Consider the following 16,997-nt stretch of genomic DNA (forward strand, 5'->3'; position numbering starts at 1 on the left):
GCTGAAGCTGAGGCACGGGCCCCGGACCGGGAGCCGGGCCCGGCCCCGGGTCGGACCCGGCCGAAGCCGGGCCCGCCTCAGCTCACCTCAGCTCACCTCAGCTCAGCTCAGCTCACCGGCTTGTAGCCCCGCTGCCACTGGAGGCCCCAGCCGTACAGCCGGTCGAGTTCCGCCTGGAACCCGTACACGTACTTGGCCTCGCGGCGGACCTTCAGCACCCCGTCCCGGTTCTCGATCAGCGCCACGGCACAGGAGCGCGCCTGCGCGGCCTGCTGGTCGAGCTTGACCTCGATCGGCTTCCCGCCCGGGGGGAAGAGGGTCACCAGGGCGTGGGTGCGGTCGAAGGCCGGGGTCTCGTCGTAGATGTAGACGAAGATGAGCAGCCGCCGGAAGGAGTCCTTCTTCGACAGGTCGATGTACATCGTCTCGCCCGAGGGCGCACCGGAGCGGTCGTCGCGGCTGAGCTTGATGAACGGCGAATGCTGGAGGTCCCCGTACAGCTCGCCCAGCGGCTGGATCACCCCCTTGGTGCCGTCGGTCAGTTCGTACAGGCAGCCGAGGTCCAGGTCGACCGCGGTCGGCTGCGCCGAGGCCACCGGCAGCGGCATCGGCTTGAACAGCGTCGGGCGCAGCAGCCCCCGCCAGACCTCGCCGGAGCTGCGCCGGGCCGGGCCCTCCTCCCGGTTGGTCCAGTGCAGGTTGACCTGCATCGTCCCGGCGACCACGCCCTTCTCGGTCAGCGCCACCTCGGGTGAGCCCTTGCTGAGCGTCACCCGGTCCACACCGGCGTCGAAGCTCGCCTCGGCCCGGCGCAGGAAGTCCTTCAGTCCAGCCATCGTCCACCCCCCAATCCGGGCCAGGCCGCCACCGCGCCTGACAGCCAGTCATCACCATCGAACTACCCAGCGAAGACCCGTCGCGCACCACTCTTCCGCAACGGCCGGGGCCCGGTCGGGGCGCCGTCGGCGCAGGGCCGGAACCGGAGCCAAACCGTCCGAAAGCCGACGGCCCGACGGACCTGCGGCACCGCCGGAATCCCGCGCAATCCCCGGCGCGGCAGCCTACTTGACGCCGACCCAGCCGTGCTCGTCCATCCATCCCGGCAACGGCCGGCACATCCCGCCGAGCCACGAACAACCGCTCGTACGGAGTGCCCGCGCACCACCGAGGAACACCCCTCCCCCGGGGGACAACCGCCCCGCGCGTACGATGTGCAACCCTGCAACGCGATATCGTCTCCCCGCACGCGTGTCGCGGCGTCAGTTCCGCCGCATCTGGGGGACACGGCAGTCGCACCCGGTGCCGTCAGGCGCCACCCCGGTTACTGTCCCGTCCCCTGCCGCCCGACCCCGAAGCCGAGGCCCTACCGCATGAACCTTTCCTCCATACAGCTGGTGTGGCTGGTCATCGCCTGCGCGACCGCACTCGCCGTCGCTGTGATCATGGGCCTGCTGCGTTCCAAGAAGCCCAAGCACGCCGCGCCCGCCGGTGGCGGTGACGACTCCTGGGAGCGCAGCGAGGCCCGCCGCCGCCGCAAGGAGGCCCTCTACGGCAGCGCCTCCTACGTGCTGCTGTTCGCCTGCGCCTCGGTCGCCGCCGCGCTCTCCTTCCACGGGCTGGTCGGCTTCGGCCGGGAGAACCTGAACCTGTCCGGCGGCTGGGAGTACCTGGTGCCGTTCGGCCTCGACGGGGCGGCGATGTTCTGCTCCGTGCTGGCCGTCCGCGAGGCCAGCCACGGCGACGCGGCCTTCGGCTCGCGCATGCTGGTGTGGCTGTTCGCCGGCGCCTCCGCCTGGTTCAACTGGGTGCACGCCCCCCGTGGCGGCATGCACAACGGCGCACCGCAGTTCTTCGCCGGCATGTCCCTCTCCGCCGCCGTCCTGTTCGACCGCGCACTGAAGCAGACCCGGCGCGCGGCGCTGCGCGAGCAGGGGCTGGTCCCGCGCCCGCTGCCGCAGATCCGAATGGTGCGCTGGCTGCGCGCCCCCATCGAGACCTACCGCGCCTGGTCGCTGATGCTGCTGGAGAACGTCCGCACCCTGGACGAGGCCGTCGACGAGGTCCGCGAGGAGAAGCGCGACCGCGAGGCCGCCGCGCAGCGCCAGCGCAGCGAGAACCGGCGCGAGCGCGCCGAGTTGAAGGCCCTGTCGCGCTCCGCCCCGCTGCGCGAGCTGACCACCCTGGACGCCTCCGGCGGCAGCGAGCAGGCCGCCGCGCTGGAGCCCGTCTCCCCGCGGGGTCTGCTGCCGCACCGCCGGCGCCGCGAGGTGCTGGAGCCGGTCGGCACCCAGACCGGCTCCGAGGTCCAGGGCGACGAGGAGGTGGACGCGATCCCGCGTCTGGACTCCCTGGAGAAGAAGCTCAAGGACCTGGAACAGCAGTTTGGCTGAGTCCGGCACAGGTGACCCCCGTACAGTGTCACCATGATTGCCAGGCCTGCGACCTCCTCCACGTTGAAGGAGATCAACCTCCGTACCGTCCTCGATGTCATCCGTACCGCGCCGCCGGTCTCCCGGGCGGAGATCGCGCGGCGGACGGGCATCTCCAAGCCGACCGTCTCGGCGCTGCTCCAGGACCTCCTGGAGATGGGCCTGGTGTCCGAGACGGTCCGCGAGGAGCTGGGACCGACCTACGGCGCACTCTTCTTCGCCCCGCGCCCCGAAGCCGCCCACGTCCTCGCACTGGACGTCGGCGCCCGCCGGCTGCGCGGCGCCGTCGCCGACCTCGAAGGGGCCGTCCACATCCGCCGTGACGTCCCGGTGGAGGGCATGGACGCGCACCAGGTGGTCGGCACCGCCGCCGCCCTCGCCGAGGAGCTCTGCGCCGAGGCCGGGATCAACCGCTCCGCCCTCCAGCACGCCGCGATCGGCGTCCCCGGCGTGGTGGACCGCCGCGACGGCCGGATCTGGCAGGCCACCAATGTGCCGGCGCTCGACGGCTTCCTGGCCCGGGACGCGTTCGAGAAGGCACTCGCGCTGCCGGTCACCGTGGAGAACGACATCCACCTGGCCGCCCTGGGCGAGCAGCGGCACGGCACCGGCGGCAGCACCGGGACGGACGCCGAGAGCTTCGTCTTCCTCTCCGTCGGCACCGGGGTGGGGGCCGGGCTGATCCTCCACGGCGAGCTGCACCGGGGCTTCGCGGGCGCGGCCGGCGAGCTGGACTGCGCGCTGGAGCCGGAGACCTTCGACGACAACGACCCCTGTGCGGTCGCGATCCTGCAGTTCGCGGCGCGACGGCTGCCGGGCCATCCGGACCTGAGCACCGAGCAGGTCTTCGAGCTGGCCCGCGCGGGCGACGAGGACGCCTGCGCGGTGGTCGACGAGGAGGCCCGGCGGATCTCCGGCTACCTCTCGACCGTCGCCGCGGTGGTCGACGTGGAGCTGGTCGTCCTCGGCGGCGGCATCGGCCTCAACGGCGACCTGCTGCTGCCCCGGATCCGTCGGCGGCTGGAGGAACGGCTGCCCTATCCCCCGGTGGTGGGGATCTCCGCGCTCGGCGACGCCGCCGTGCTCACCGGCGCGGTGGCCGTGGCCACCCGCGCGGCGCTGGAGCAGATCCTCAGCCTCCGCTTCGGCGCGCCCGGACGCCGCCGGGGCTGACCCGCCCGGTACCGACGGCAGAGCGGCGGTGGGCCCGGTCCGGGCCCACCGCCGCTCCGTGGTTCCACCGCTGCTAGGCCGGGCCGGGGGGCGTTCCGGCCTCCAGTGCGATCCGGCGGTTCCGCAGCATCGAGGAGAGCAGCGCCAGGCCGATGAAGGCGACGCCGATCAACCCGGTGACGATCTCCGGGATCTCGTACTCGATGGAGACCATCAGGATGACCGCCAGCGCGCCGATGGCGTAGTGGGCACCGTGCTCCAGGTAGACGTAGTCGTCCAGGGTGCCCTGGCGGACCAGGTAGACCGTCAGCGAGCGGATGTACATGGCGCCGATGCCCAGGCCCAGGGTGATCTGGAAGATGTCCTGGCTGATGGCGAAGGCCCCGACGACGCCGTCGAAGGAGAAGGAGGCGTCGAGCACCTCCAGGTAGAGGAAGAGGAAGAACGCGGCCTTGCCCGCGACCAGCACGGCGGACTTGCCGCCGGGCTTGGCCACAGCGCCCTCCTCCGCCTCCTCGCCGTCCTCGTCCTCGCCCGCGCCCTCGAAGAGGTCGGACAGGCCGCTGACCGCCAGATAGGTGGTGAGTCCGGCGACACCGGCCAGCAGTACCGTTTCAGCACGGTCCCCGGCGAAGAACCGGGCCGAGAGCATCAGCACCACCATCGACACCACGACCGAGAGCTGGTTGAGCTTGCCGACCTTCTCCAGCGGGGCCTCGACCCAGTGCAGCCAGCGGACCTCCTTCTCACCGAGGATGAAGTCCAGGAAGATCATGAGCAGGAACATCCCGCCGAAGGCGGCGATGGCCGGGTGGGCGGCGTTCAGGTGCTGGGCGTAGGTGAGGCCCTGGTAGGTCTTGCCGGAGTCGAGGGCCAGCTCGACCACGGTCTGCGGGCCGATGTGCGCGGTGAGCGCGACCACCAGCAGCGGGAAGACCAGCCGCATGCCGAAGACGGCGATCAGCACGCCGACGGTAAGAAAGATCTTCTGCCAGAACGGGGTCATCCGCTTGAGGATGGTGGCGTTGATGACCGCGTTGTCGAAGGAGAGCGAGATCTCCAGGACGGAGAGGATCAGCACGACACCGAAGCCGTCCGCCCCCCAGAAGTAGGCGGCCGCCGCCAGCCCTAGCGCGGTGATCCCGAAGGACCAGCCGAAGGTACGGAGTAGCACAGGGGTCAGTCCCTTTCGGTAGCGTGCGGCAACAGCGGCGACGGGGGCCACCGTTCGACCGGTTCGCCGCGGTCCGGACGACCCCCGTACCCTGCCGCACGTTCTCTTACTGAACGTTAACCCCGAAGTCTAGGGCGATGCCCCTGAGCCCCGACGCGTACCCCTGCCCCACGGCGCGGAACTTCCACTCGTTGTTGTAGCGGTACAGCTCGCCGAAGATCATCGCGGTCTCGCTGGAGGCGTCCTCGGTGAGGTCGTAGCGCGCCAGCTCCTGGCCGTCCGCCTGGTTCAGCACCCGGATGTAGGCGTTGCGGACCTGGCCGAAGCTCTGCAGCCGGGACTCCGCGTCGTAGATCGAGACCGGGAAGACGATCTTGTCCACCTGTGGCGGGACCATCGTCAGATTGACCTTCACCACCTCGTCGTCATCGGCCCCGGTGCCGCCGACCAGGTCGTCGCCCATGTGCTCGACCGAACCCTCGGGGCTCTTGAGGTTGTTGTAGAAGACGAAGTACTCGTCGCCGAGCACCCGGCCGGCCGAGCAGAGCAGGGCGCTGGCGTCCAGGTCGAAGTCGGCCCCCGTGGTCGCCCGCGCCTGCCAGCCGAGACCGATCTGCACGGCCGTCAGATTGGGTGCGGCCTTGGACAGTGAGACGTTGCCGCCCTTGGCGAGCGTGACACCCATCCGTTCTCCCCTTCCTGGAACAGCCCGGCCACCGACCCGGACCAGGCTCTGCGCGAAGTCTAAGCTCCTCCGTCCGCCCGGGGACCGCAACGCCCCCGTCCCGGCCTCCGGTGCCCGCCACGACGCCGCGAGGGCCGACCCGATCCGGGCCGGCCCTCGCGGAAGGCACCGCTGTGCGGCCGGGAGGCCGGGGTCAGACGTTGACGCCGAAGTCCTGGGCGATCCCGCGCAGGCCGGAGGCGTAGCCCTGGCCGATGGCGCGGAACTTCCACTCGGCGCCGTTCCGGTAGAGCTCGCCGAAGACCATCGCGGTCTCGGTCGAGGCGTCCTCGGTGAGGTCGTAGCGCGCGATCTCCTGGCCGGTGGCCTGGTTGACGATCCGGATGTACGCGTTGCGGACCTGGCCGAAGCTCTGCAGCCGGGACTCCGCCTCGTAGATCGAGACCGGAAACACGATCTTCGCCACGCCGGCCGGCACGCCCGCCAGGTTGACCTTGATGACCTCGTCGTCGCCCTCGCCCTCACCGGTGAGGTTGTCGCCGGTGTGCTCGACCGAGCCGTCGGCGGACTTGAGGTTGTTGTAGAAGACGAAGTCCTTGTCCGAGACGACCTTGCCGGCCTCGGAGGTGAGGATCGCGCTGGCGTCGAGGTCGAAGTCGGCGCCCGTGGTCGTACGGGCTTCCCAGCCCAGACCCACGAGAACGGCCGTCAGGCCCGGCGCCTCTTTGGTGAGCGAGACATTGCCACCCTTGCTGAGGCTGACACCCACGAGTCCTCCAGTTGCAGGGGGAGCACATCGCCGTGCCCCCGTCAGTGCGGTTCGGTTACTGTCCAGCCAACGGCTCGATCGTAGTGTCGGGTTCCCCGACTACGCAGCCGCACCGCACCAACGGGTGCCGGGCGTGTCCGCCCGCGCCGTCAGAGCGCGGCGAGCGCGGCCAGGTATTCCTTCTGGTCACGGGCGTCCGGCAGGCCGTTGACGACGCTCCAGCGGACGATGCCCTCCTTGTCGACGACGAAGGTCCCGCGCACCGCGCAGCCCTTCTCCTCGTCGAAGACGCCGTAGGCGCGGGAGGCCGCACCGTGCGGCCAGAAGTCCGACAGCAGCGGGTACTCCAGGCCCTCGCGCTCGGCGAAGACCCGCAGGGTGAACGGCGAGTCGTTGGAGACCGCGAGGATCTGCACGTCGTCGTTCTGGAAGTGCGGCAGCTCCTTCTCCAGGCTGCACAGCTCGCCGGTGCAGACGCCGGTGAAGGCGAACGGGTAGAAGACCACGACGACGTTCTTCTCGCCGCGGAAGTCGGAGAGCTTGACCAGCTCGCCGTGCTGATTCTTCAGCTCGAAGTCCGGAGCCTCGGTGCCGAGCTCGATAGCCATGTGAAAACCCCTCAAGTGCTCGTGGGCCCCGCGCGCGTCGTGCGTGCGGGCAGCCCTGACCGGTCGTCGTGCCCGGCCCCATCCTGCCACCCCGTGATCGGGCGCCCGGCTCCGGTGCCCGCTCAGCGCATCCCGGGCAGCCGTCCGAGCAGTCCGACCACGCCGACGGCCCGGCGCAGCAGCGCGCCGCCGGGCAGTCCCGGCACCTGCTCCACCAGGGGGGCGAGCGCCATCAGCCCGCCGATCCGGTGCAGCCTGAGCTCGCCGCGGGCGATCAGGGCGGGCACCGCGGCGCGCCCGGCCGGGACGGCCAGCACGGTGGCCGCCGCGCCCTCGATCCCGGGGACGTCGGGGCGCCGTCCGGCGGCAGCGCCGAGGTGGTCCAGCCGCCCGCGTCGGCGCGGAAGACCCAGCCCCGGGTGCCTGCGCCCCAGACCCCGGCGGCGACGCGCAGCCCCTGTCGGCGGGCCAGCGCCCCCACCACGTCCACCAGGGCGGCCACGCCGGCGTCGGTGACCGGCTCGGGCACCGAAGCGCCGGGCAGCCGCAGCGCGGCGAGGGCGAGCTCGTGGCCCATCGCGTGGATCTGGGTGAGCAGCGGCAGCGGCCCGAGCGCGGAGTCGGGCTCGGCCAGGCCCAGGGCCGGCCGGGCGGCGGCCCGGTCCAGGGCGGTGGCGACCCGGTCCCTGGCCTCGGCGAGGGCCTCCAGGATCCGTCGGGGGTCGTCGCCCGAGTGGTCCCGCCTGTGCGGCTGGGAGCCCGCTGCGGGGCCCGCGCCGGAGCCGTCGGCGGCTCCGTCCCCGAGCAGGTCGAGGGCCTGGGCCAGCAGCCGGGCCAGCACCGGCCGCTCCGGCCAGGAGCCGAGCTCCGCCAGCGGCCCGATCCCCTGCCCGGCCGCCTCCCGTGCCGCGGCGAGCGTCAGCAGCGCGTCCCAGCCGCCGAGGACCCGCTCGCGCAGTTCCTGGGCCGGCCAGCCGGCCGCACCCCGCCGCAGGTCCGGTCGGGGGTCCGGTCGGAGGGTCCCGCCGCGATCGTCCATAGGGGCATTCTGCCCATCCTCCGGGGCCGGGGCAGCACGGAACGGCCCCCCGTGCACGCTCTTCGCGGGTGCACGGGGGGCCGGTTCCGTCACGGTGAGGTAGCTCCGTCAGCCAGTCGGCCCGTCAGCGCTTGCCTGCCTTGGCGGCCTTGGGGGTAGCCAGTCGAACAGCCGACCAGTCCTTGCTGACGGCCACGGTGCTGGTCTGGGAGAGGCCCGCGGTCTGTGCCGCGTCAGCGATCTCGCTGGCCTCCACATGCCCGGTACGCCCGGTCTTGGGGGTGAGCAGCCAGACGAGGCCGCCCTCCACCAGGTACTCCTGGGCGTCGACGAGGGCGTCGGTGAGATCGCCGTCCTCGCTGTCCTCGCGGAACCACATCAGCACGGCGTCTGCGACGTCGTCGTAGTCCTCGTCGACGAGCTCGGTGCCGGTGAGGTCCTCCACGGCCTCACGCAGATCCTGGTCGACGTCGTCGTCGTAGCCGAGCTCCTGGACCACCTGTCCGGGCTGGAAACCCAACCGGTTTGCCGGGTTGGACCTGTCCTCCGCGGGGTCCGCGGTCGCGCTCACGGGAATTGCCTCCTATATCCGACCCTGTCTCCTGAAGTCAGGGCTGTGGCGGTAGTCCACACGGGCGGGACGCTCAGCGCAAGTACCCGACGTCCGATCCCGCCCGTTCGATGATGTCCCACAACGCGACACGCCGCGCGACGTGACGCAGATCACTACTGTTTGCCCCAGTATCACCGACTATGACGATCGGCGCTGCGGATTTGCCGACTCCCCGCCCGGACACCCCCGACGGTCACCCTCCGCGTCCGCCGTCGACCCGTCGGTGACCGGCCCCGAACAGGGAGCAAGAGCATGGTCACAGCGGGCGTAGAGTTCCTGTTCGGCCCTCCCAGCTCCACCCGTGATGGAAGGTGCTTCGCACCCCCAATCGCCACAACGTGGTGGCGAGCGTCGGGTCACCTCGTCGTCGCACGGATCCGAACACCCCGGAGGTCCGCGCCGCAGGACGGAGCCGGTTTCACCCGAAAGGGAGACCGATGTACCGAAATGTCATCGGGCACGAACCGGTTACCCATGGGTAGAGATGACGTTTCTCGACCTGCGGTCCACGATGGAGGCGGCGCGACACCACCTCATAGTGACGACCGACAGTGAAGGAACAGCGTGGCTTCCGGATCCGATCGCAACCCGATCATCATTGGCGGCCTGCCCAGCCAGGTCCCGGACTTCGATCCCGAGGAGACCAGCGAGTGGCTGGAATCGCTCGACGCGGCCATCGACGAGCGCGGCCGTGAGCGTGCCCGCTACCTGATGCTCCGCCTCATCGAGCGCGCCCGCGAGAAGCGTGTCGCCGTGCCGGAGATGCGCAGCACGGACTACATCAACACCATCGCGACCAAGAACGAGCCGTTCTTCCCCGGCAACGAGGAGATCGAGCGCAAGGTCCTCAACGCGACCCGCTGGAACGCGGCCGTGATGGTGTCCCGGGCGCAGCGCCCCGGCATCGGCGTGGGCGGCCACATCGCCACCTTCGCCTCCTCCGCGTCGCTCTACGACGTCGGCTTCAACTACTTCTTCCGGGGCAAGGACGCCGACGGCGAGTCCGGCGACCAGATCTTCTTCCAGGGCCACGCCTCCCCCGGCATCTACGCCCGCGCCTTCCTGCTGGACCGGCTGTCGGAGCAGCAGCTCGACGCCTTCCGGCAGGAGAAGTCGAAGGCCCCCTACGGCCTGTCGAGCTACCCGCACCCCCGGCTGATGCCGGACTTCTGGGAGTTCCCGACCGTCTCCATGGGCCTCGGCCCGCTGGGCGCGATCTACCAGGCGCGGATGAACCGCTACCTCCAGGACCGCGGCATCAAGGACACCTCGTCCTCGCACGTCTACGCCTTCCTCGGCGACGGCGAGATGGACGAGCCCGAGTCGCTGGGCCAGCTCTCCCTCGCCGCCCGCGAGCACCTGGACAACCTGACCTTCGTGGTCAACTGCAACCTGCAGCGCCTCGACGGCCCGGTGCGCGGCAACGGCAAGATCATCCAGGAGCTGGAGTCGCAGTTCCGCGGCGCCGGCTGGAACGTCATCAAGCTGATCTGGGACCGCAGCTGGGACCCGCTGCTCGCCCAGGACCGCGACGGCGTCCTGGTGAACAAGCTCAACACCACCCCGGACGGCCAGTTCCAGACGTACGCCACCGAGTCCGGCGCGTACATCCGGGAGAACTTCTTCGGCGGCGACCTGCGGCTGCGGAAGATGGTCGAGGACATGACCGACCAGCAGATCCAGCACCTGGGTCGCGGCGGCCACGACCACGCCAAGGTCTACGCGGCGTTCAAGGCCGCCCGCGAGCACGTCGGCCAGCCGACCGTGATCCTCGCGCAGACGGTCAAGGGCTGGACCCTCGGCCCGAACTTCGAGGGCCGCAACGCGACCCACCAGATGAAGAAGCTCACCACCGAGGACCTCAAGCGCTTCCGTGACCGGCTGCACCTGCCGATCACCGACAAGCAGCTGGACGAGGGCTACCCGCCCTACTACCACCCGGGTCGCGACTCGGAGGAGATCCAGTACATGCACGACCGCCGGAGCGAGCTCGGCGGTTACATGCCGACCCGCAAGGTGCGGCCGCGCAAGCTGGAACTCCCCGGCGACGACGCCTACAAGACCCTCAAGAAGGGCTCGGGCAACCAGGAGATCGCCACCACCATGGCGTTCGTCCGACTGCTCAAGGACCTGATGCGGGACAAGGAGATCGGCAAGCGCTTCGTGCCGATCGCGCCCGACGAGTACCGCACCTTCGGCATGGACTCGCTGTTCCCCTCGGCGAAGATCTACAACCCGCAGGGCCAGCAGTACGAGTCGGTCGACCGCGAGCTGCTGCTCGCCTACAAGGAGTCGCCGACCGGGCAGATGCTGCACGACGGCATCTCCGAGGCCGGCTGCACCGCCTCGCTGATCGCCGCCGGGTCGTCCTACGCGACCCACGGCGAGCCGATGATCCCGATCTACGTCTTCTACTCGATGTTCGGGTTCCAGCGCACCGGCGACCAGTTCTGGCAGATGGCCGACCAGCTGGCCCGCGGCTTCGTCCTCGGCGCCACCGCCGGCCGGACCACCCTGACCGGTGAGGGCCTGCAGCACGCCGACGGCCACAGCCACCTGCTGGCCTCGACCAACCCGGCCGTGGTGGCCTACGACCCGGCCTTCGGGTTCGAGATCGCCCACATCGTCCAGGACGGCATCCGGCGGATGTACGGCAGCAGTGCCGAGCACCCGCACGGCGAGGACGTCTTCTACTACATGACGGTCTACAACGAGCCGATGCGGATGCCCGCGGAGCCCGAGAACGTCGACGTCGACGGCATCCTCAGGGGCCTGCACAAGTACGCCCCGGCGACCGCCGGCCAGATCCCGGCGCAGATCCTCGCCTCCGGCGTGGGCGTGCCGTGGGCGCTGGAGGCGCAGCGCATCCTGGCCGAGGAGTGGAACGTGGCGGCCGACGTCTGGTCCGCCACCTCCTGGACCGAGCTGCGCCGCGACGCCATCGCGGTGGAGGAGTTCAACCTGCTCCACCCGGACGAGGAGCAGCGCGTCCCCTACGTCACCACCAAGCTGACCGGCTCGGAGGGCCCGTTCGTCGCGGTCTCCGACTGGATGCGCGCGGTGCCGGACCAGATCTCCCGCTGGGTGCCGGGTCAGTGGCAGTCGCTGGGCGCGGACGGCTTCGGCTTCGCCGACACCCGTGGCGCGGCCCGTCGCTTCTTCCACATCGACGCGCAGTCGGTGGTCCTGGGCGTGCTGACCGAGCTCGCCAAGCAGGGCAAGGTCGACCGCACCGCACTGAAGGCGGCCATCGACCGCTACCAGCTGCTGGACGTCACGGCGGCGCACCCGGGTGCGGCCGGCGGCGACGCCTGAGTACGTGAGTAACAGTTAGGCGGTCCCCGCCCGGTGACGAAAGGTCACCGGGCGGGGATTTTCCGTTGTGAAGGAGCCCCATGCTGACCACGCGTTGCGCCACCGCCCTGTTCGCCCTGCTGCTCCCGCTGCTCACCGGAGCCGGAGCGGTCCCGACCGGGGCCGGGGCCGGGGCCGGACCCGCCGCCGGGCCGCTCCAGGAGCCGGCCGGCCGCCAGTCGGCGCGGAACGGCCGAATAGTCCAGGCGACCAGCTCCAACTGGTCCGGCTACGCCGTCAGCGGGGGCCGCTACAGCAGCGTCGCCGCCCACTGGGTGCAGCCCGCCGCCCACTGCACCCGCACCACCTCCTACGCCAGCTTCTGGATCGGCCTGGACGGCGACGGCAGCCACTCCGTCGAACAGACCGGCACCGAGACCGACTGCTCCGGCGGCACCCCGATGTCCTACGCCTGGTACGAGATGTACCCGGCCTACCCGGTGGCCTTCACCCACCCGGTCCGCCCCGGCGACCGGATCAGCGCCTCGGTGACCGCTACCGCCGCCGGGGCCTTCACCCTGGTGCTCAGCGACGCCACCGGGCACTGGAGCGAGACCGTCCGCCGCAACCTCCCCGGCGCCACCAGGGCCTCCGCCGAGGTCATCGCCGAGGCCCCCTCCGGCAACACCGGGGTGCTGCCGCTGACCGACTTCGGCACCGCCTCGTTCACCGGCGCCTCGGTGAACGGCCGTCCGCTGGCGGCGCTCGCCACCGAGCGGATCACCATGACCGCGGGCCCCGCCGTCCTCGCCACCACCTCCGCGCTGGCCGGCGGTGGGAACTTCGCGGTGACCTGGCGGCGCGGCTGAGGACGGGAGGCCCTCGCGCGGCACCCTCCCGAACCTGACGCACACCCGGTGCGCCTATGCTGTGGCCGGATTCCGTCGGCACCGGGTCGGCGGGGTTTCGGGAGGTATCACCACAGATGGACAGCCAGATCATCCACAAGGCCGCGTTCCTGCTGCACGAGTGCCACGAGCCGGAGCAGACCGTGGTGGAGCGGCTCAAGGACTACTTCCCCGAGCTCACCCTGATCGAGCGCGAGCGGTACGTGTCGGAGGCGTGGGACCAGGTCCACGGCAAGCAGGCCGAGGACATCGAGGTCTGACCGCGGAGCGGTCGGTCCGGAGCCGGGGCAGTCGTCGTTCCCACGACGGCAGCCCCGGCTCGGTCGTTCCGGGCGCGGGCGCTCCGCGGCGCGGTCATGGCTCGGCGCGGCGCCTCCCGCGCCGGAACGCGCGCCGTGCGCGCCTTCCGCGCCGTCCGCACCGGGCCGCGCACCGCCGGACGGACGACCCGGCGCAGTCCGGCAGCCATCCGAATTCCATGAATTCGCCGGGAATCAAGGGTCGTTCCACCCGCCTTTGTGAGGCTTGTCGCATTATGCGAATCGCCCGTACGTCGTACGCAGGCCTGCGGTGCGCTTACGCTTGCGCAGAACATCTCAGAATCATCTCGAAGCGAGACCCCCGGGCCCGGCCCGTGCGACGGTCGCCGTACCCCCCGAGGAGTCACGCGTATGCGGTTCAGGCGCACCTTGATTGCGGCCATGGTCTCCGTCACCATCCTCGCCGGAACCGGAGCCGCCGCAGCCGGCGCCGCCGTCTCCGACGAGCAGATCGCCATCACGACGCCGCCTGCGGGCAGCACCGCCTGGACCCACGACCACTCGCTGGGCCTGACCATGCCGAACCCCGCCACCGCGAGCGCGACCGACGTCGCCCGCTTCTTCGCCGGGCTCTCCGCCGCCGAGCAGCAGCGGCTGGTGCGCAAGTACCCGCTGGTGGTGGGGAACTTCGACGGCGCCCCGCCAGCCCTGCGCTACCAGGCCAACGAGCAGGCGATGCAGCAGGAACTGGCCCACCAGCAGGCCAAGGTCGCGGATTCGTCGACCGACTCCGCCGACCGGATCGCGGCGCAGAGCCGGATCGCCATGCTGCAGCGGCTGCTCACCCCCGGCCACCAGGTGCTGGCCTTCGACCCGCGCGGACGCGGACTGGTCGCCGAGGTCTTCGGTGACCTCTCCACCGCCGAGCGGGTCTCGGTCCTGGTCCCCGGCTCCGACATGGACCTGGAGCACTTCTACGGCACCACCGCCGCCCCGCTGAAGGGCACGGCCGGCATGGCCATGCAGCTGCGCTCCGAGGAGGACGCGGTCTCGCCCGGCACCAGCACGGCGGTCATAGCGTGGTCCGGCTACGTCACCCCGGTCGGCCTCGGCGCGGACGCCGCCACCGCGCGGCTGGCGCAGGCCGCCGCGCCGCGCCTGGAGAGCCTGATGTCCGGGCTGGCGGTCACCGCCCACCCGGACGCCGCCCCCTCGCTGTTCTGCCACTCCTACGGCTCGGTGGTGTGCGGGATCGCCGCCCCGGACATCGCCGCCCCGCAGGGGGTCAGCGACATGGTGGTCTTCGGCAGCCCCGGCATGGACGTGCCGGACGCCGCCGCGCTGGGCGACGGCGTCCGGCTGTGGGCGACCGCCCGCAACCCCGGGGACTGGATCGGCGACGTCCCGTACCTGGAGGTGGCCGGCCTCGGCCACGGCGCCGACCCGACCAGCTCGGACTTCGGCTCCCGGGTGATCTCCTCGACCGGCTCCTACGGCCACGCCGACTACCTGGACCCGGGCACCGCCAGCCTGCGCAACTTCGCCGACATCGGCCTCGGCCGCTACCCCGACGTCACCTGCCGCACCACCGGCGACAGCTGCCTCAGCGGCCTCTAGCCCGGGCCCCGCGCACCCCGGGCCGCTACTCCCGCGCGGCGGACGTGCTGCTCATGTCCGGGTAGCGGTCGCCGGCGACCTGCGCGGCGATCGGCTCCAGCAGGGCCAGCTCCTCGGCGCTCAGCCGCAGCGCCGTGGCGCCGGTGTTCTCCTCCAGCCGGGTGCGCCTGCGGGTGCCCGGGATCGGGACCACCGCCGTCAGCCCGTGCACCTCGGCCCGCTGCTGCACCCAGGCCAGGGCGACCTGGGCCGGGGTCGCGCCGTGGGCGGCGGCGATCTTCTGGACGGGGACCAGCAGCGCGGCGTTGCGGGCGGCGTTGTCCCCGGTGAAGCGCGGCTGGCTGTTCCGGAAGTCGCCCTGGCCCAGCTCCGACGCGTTGGCGAAGGAGCCGGTGAGGAAGCCCCGGCCGAGCGGCGAGTAGGGCACGACGGCGGTGCCGAGCTCGACCGCGGCCGGGACCGCGCTCAGCTCGACGTCGCGGGAGAACAGCGACCACTCGGACTGGAGTGCGCTGATCGGGTGAACCGCGTGCGCCTCGCGCAGCTCCGCGCCGGTCACCTCGGAGAGCCCGAGGTGACGGACCTTGCCGGCCGTGACCAGCTCGGCCATGGCGCCGACCGACTCCGCCAGCGGCACCTGCGGGTCGCGGCGGTGCATGTAGTACAGGTCGATCACGTCCACGCCGAGGCGGCGCAGGCTGGCGTCGACGGCCTGCCGGATGTAGGCCGGGTCGTTCCGGACCGCCCGGTAGGTCGGGTCGTCGGCGCGGCGCTCGATGGCGAACTTGGTGGCGAGCACCACCTTGTCCCGGTTGGCCCGGACGAAGGGGCCGATCAGCTCCTCGTTGTGACCGCTGCCGTAGATGTCGGCGGTGTCGAACAGGGTGACCCCGAGCTCCAGCGCGCGCTCCAGCGTCGCCAGCGCCTCGGTGGTGTCGGTCTCACCGTAGAACTCGCTCATGCCCATGCAGCCGAGGCCCTGGACGCCCACCACCGGGCCGTCGGTGCCGAGGGTGGTGGTCGGAATGACGTTGCTGCTCATAGCTGTTACTGCCTCTCCGCGTATGCGTCGATCTTGCAGTCGATGATCAGAAGGGTGGCCTGGAGGTCGGCGATCCGCTGCCGGACCTCCTCGCGGTGCCGCACCAGCAGCTCGCGCCGGGCGGCGGCGGTGCACTCCCCCTCGCGGCGCAGCTCGGCGTAGCGGACCATGTCCGCCACCGGCATCGCGGTGAGCCGGAGCTTGCCCAGGAATTCCAGCCAGGCCAGGTCGCGGTCGCTGAAGCGCCGCTGGCCGGAGTGCGAGCGGGCCGGGTGCTCCAGCAAGCCGATCCGCTCGTACCAGCGCAGGGTGTGCGCGCTGAGTCCGGTGCGGCCGACGACCTGGCCGATGGTGTAGCGAGGGGTGTCGTCCTGGCTCCCCACCGGTTCCACGGGCAGTGCGACCGCGAGTGACATCGCCGCTTCCTTCCGTCGTTCGTTCGTCTGACATCGAACCTACAGAGTTGGAGTGCACTCAAGGCAAGCGCTGCCGGAAGTCCGGCCGGGGGCGTTCGGTAGGTTGGGGGCCATGGACAGCCTGCGGATGATCGATACATGGCCGGTGCCGACCGCTGCGGTCGCCGTGGTCCGGCGCGACGGCACCCTCGCCGGGAGCCACGGACCGCAGCAGCACCCCTTCCCCCTCGCCTCGGTGACCAAGCCGCTCACCGCCTACGCGGTGCTGGTCGCGGTGGAGGAGGGCGCGCTGGAGCTGGACGACCCGGCCGGCCCCGAGGGCTCGACCGTGCGCCACCTGCTGGCCCACACCTCCGGTCTCGCCTTCGACGAGAACCGCCCGATGGCCGCCCCCGGCACCCGCAGGCTCTACTCCAACGCCGGCTTCGACGTCCTCGCCGAGACCGTGGAGAAGGCCACCGGCATCCCGTTCCCCCAGTACGCCGCCGAGGCGGTGTTCGCCCCGCTCGGGATGGACGCCACCGTGCTCGACCCGGCCGCCAAGAGCCCGGCCGGCGCGGGCGGCCGGTCCACCGCCGCCGACCTGGCCCGCTTCGCCGCCGAGCTGCAGGCGCCGAGGGTGCTCGACCCGGCCACCCTGGCCGAGGCGACCGCCGTCGCCTTCCCCGGGCTGAGCGGCGTGCTGCCCGGCTTCGGCCACCAGCGCCCCAACGACTGGGGCCTGGGCTTCGACCTGCGCGACCACAAGGCTCCGCACTGGATGGGCCTGGACAACTCCCCGACCGCCTTCGGCCACTTCGGCCAGAGCGGCACCTTCCTGTGGGTGGACCCGGAGGCCGGCGCGGCCTGCGTCGCGCTGACCGACCGCGACTTCGGCCCCTGGGCCGCCGAGCTCTGGCCTGCCTTCAGCGACGCCGTGCTGCGGGAGCTGCGGCACTGAGCCCGGCACCGGGGACGGCTGCTCCGGGCG

The 16,997-nt window shown here is 71.5% G+C and carries 17 protein-coding genes; 7 read left to right on the forward strand and 10 right to left on the reverse strand.

Features of this window, described 5'->3' with window-relative positions:
• Positions 1 to 107 precede the first annotated feature (107 nt).
• The gene (locus BS75_RS11060) at positions 108 to 836 is read right to left on the reverse strand and encodes a Tellurium resistance (RefSeq protein WP_034088105.1); all 729 of its coding nucleotides are present in this window, start codon (positions 834 to 836) and stop codon (positions 108 to 110) included.
• A gap of 534 nt (positions 837 to 1,370) precedes the next feature.
• Here BS75_RS11060 and BS75_RS11065 point away from each other — a divergent pair.
• Positions 1,371 to 2,390, forward strand: a complete 1,020-nt coding sequence (locus tag BS75_RS11065) for a DUF2637 domain-containing protein (RefSeq protein WP_034088106.1) — start codon at positions 1,371 to 1,373, stop codon at positions 2,388 to 2,390.
• A gap of 33 nt (positions 2,391 to 2,423) precedes the next feature.
• Positions 2,424 to 3,602 (forward strand): ROK family transcriptional regulator, encoded by a 1,179-nt coding sequence (locus tag BS75_RS11070; RefSeq protein ID WP_042436976.1) that lies wholly within the window; start codon positions 2,424 to 2,426, stop codon positions 3,600 to 3,602.
• Positions 3,603 to 3,675: 73 nt separating this feature from the next.
• On the opposite strand, the gene BS75_RS11075 is transcribed toward BS75_RS11070, so the two are convergent.
• The 7 genes from BS75_RS11075 to BS75_RS11105 form a co-directional block, all read right to left on the reverse strand.
• Positions 3,676 to 4,776 carry a DUF475 domain-containing protein gene (locus BS75_RS11075; RefSeq protein WP_034088107.1) on the reverse strand — a complete coding sequence of 367 codons (1,101 nt, stop codon included), beginning with the start codon at positions 4,774 to 4,776 and terminating at the stop codon, positions 3,676 to 3,678.
• A 106-nt stretch (positions 4,777 to 4,882) separates the two neighbouring features.
• Positions 4,883 to 5,461 (reverse strand): TerD family protein, encoded by a 579-nt coding sequence (locus tag BS75_RS11080; RefSeq protein ID WP_034088108.1) that lies wholly within the window; start codon positions 5,459 to 5,461, stop codon positions 4,883 to 4,885.
• Positions 5,462 to 5,654: 193 nt separating this feature from the next.
• Complete coding sequence (locus BS75_RS11085; protein WP_034088109.1) at positions 5,655 to 6,230, reverse strand: TerD family protein; 576 nt, start codon at positions 6,228 to 6,230, stop codon at positions 5,655 to 5,657.
• Positions 6,231 to 6,379: 149 nt separating this feature from the next.
• Complete coding sequence (locus tag BS75_RS11090; protein ID WP_034088110.1) at positions 6,380 to 6,838, reverse strand: peroxiredoxin; 459 nt, start codon at positions 6,836 to 6,838, stop codon at positions 6,380 to 6,382.
• Positions 6,839 to 6,960: 122 nt separating this feature from the next.
• Complete coding sequence (locus tag BS75_RS11095) at positions 6,961 to 7,125, reverse strand: hypothetical protein (protein WP_197091928.1); 165 nt, start codon at positions 7,123 to 7,125, stop codon at positions 6,961 to 6,963.
• The gene (locus BS75_RS11100; RefSeq protein ID WP_034088112.1) at positions 7,113 to 7,877 is read right to left on the reverse strand and encodes a hypothetical protein; all 765 of its coding nucleotides are present in this window, start codon (positions 7,875 to 7,877) and stop codon (positions 7,113 to 7,115) included. Before BS75_RS11100 ends, BS75_RS11095 begins: the two co-directional genes overlap by 13 nt.
• A 124-nt stretch (positions 7,878 to 8,001) precedes the next feature.
• The gene (locus tag BS75_RS11105; protein ID WP_034088113.1) at positions 8,002 to 8,448 is read right to left on the reverse strand and encodes a DUF3052 domain-containing protein; all 447 of its coding nucleotides are present in this window, start codon (positions 8,446 to 8,448) and stop codon (positions 8,002 to 8,004) included.
• 606 nt (positions 8,449 to 9,054) lie between these two features.
• Between BS75_RS11105 and aceE the strand changes: the two genes are divergently transcribed.
• The 4 genes from aceE to BS75_RS11125 all read left to right on the forward strand — a co-directional run bounded on the left by aceE (position 9,055) and on the right by BS75_RS11125 (position 14,569).
• The gene (gene aceE, locus BS75_RS11110; protein WP_034088114.1) at positions 9,055 to 11,805 is read left to right on the forward strand and encodes a pyruvate dehydrogenase (acetyl-transferring), homodimeric type; all 2,751 of its coding nucleotides are present in this window, start codon (positions 9,055 to 9,057) and stop codon (positions 11,803 to 11,805) included.
• A gap of 80 nt (positions 11,806 to 11,885) precedes the next feature.
• Entirely contained in the window at positions 11,886 to 12,653 is a 768-nt protein-coding gene (locus tag BS75_RS11115) for a G1 family glutamic endopeptidase (protein WP_052069343.1), read from the forward strand.
• A 116-nt stretch (positions 12,654 to 12,769) separates the two neighbouring features.
• A complete protein-coding gene (locus BS75_RS11120; protein ID WP_034088115.1) occupies positions 12,770 to 12,952 on the forward strand; it encodes a hypothetical protein in 183 nt (60 codons plus the stop codon).
• Positions 12,953 to 13,363: 411 nt separating this feature from the next.
• On the forward strand, positions 13,364 to 14,569 hold the full coding sequence (locus tag BS75_RS11125) for an alpha/beta hydrolase (RefSeq protein ID WP_034088116.1): 1,206 nt from the start codon (positions 13,364 to 13,366) through the stop codon (positions 14,567 to 14,569).
• Between the two features lie 25 nt (positions 14,570 to 14,594).
• Here the strand turns inward: BS75_RS11125 and BS75_RS11130 are convergent, their stop codons facing one another.
• On the reverse strand, positions 14,595 to 15,611 hold the full coding sequence (locus tag BS75_RS11130; RefSeq protein ID WP_034088117.1) for an aldo/keto reductase: 1,017 nt from the start codon (positions 15,609 to 15,611) through the stop codon (positions 14,595 to 14,597).
• Between the two features lie 5 nt (positions 15,612 to 15,616).
• Entirely contained in the window at positions 15,617 to 16,027 is a 411-nt protein-coding gene (locus tag BS75_RS11135; protein ID WP_042436971.1) for a MerR family transcriptional regulator, read from the reverse strand.
• 112 nt (positions 16,028 to 16,139) lie between these two features.
• On the opposite strand from BS75_RS11135, the gene BS75_RS11140 reads away from it, so the two are divergent.
• Positions 16,140 to 16,967: a serine hydrolase domain-containing protein gene (locus BS75_RS11140; RefSeq protein ID WP_034088118.1), complete on the forward strand. Its 828-nt coding sequence runs from the start codon at positions 16,140 to 16,142 to the stop codon at positions 16,965 to 16,967.
• Positions 16,968 to 16,997: the final 30 nt, after the last annotated feature.

It is taken from the genome of Streptacidiphilus albus JL83 (assembly GCF_000744705.1).
Taxonomy (GTDB): Bacteria; Actinomycetota; Actinomycetes; order Streptomycetales; family Streptomycetaceae; genus Streptacidiphilus; species Streptacidiphilus albus.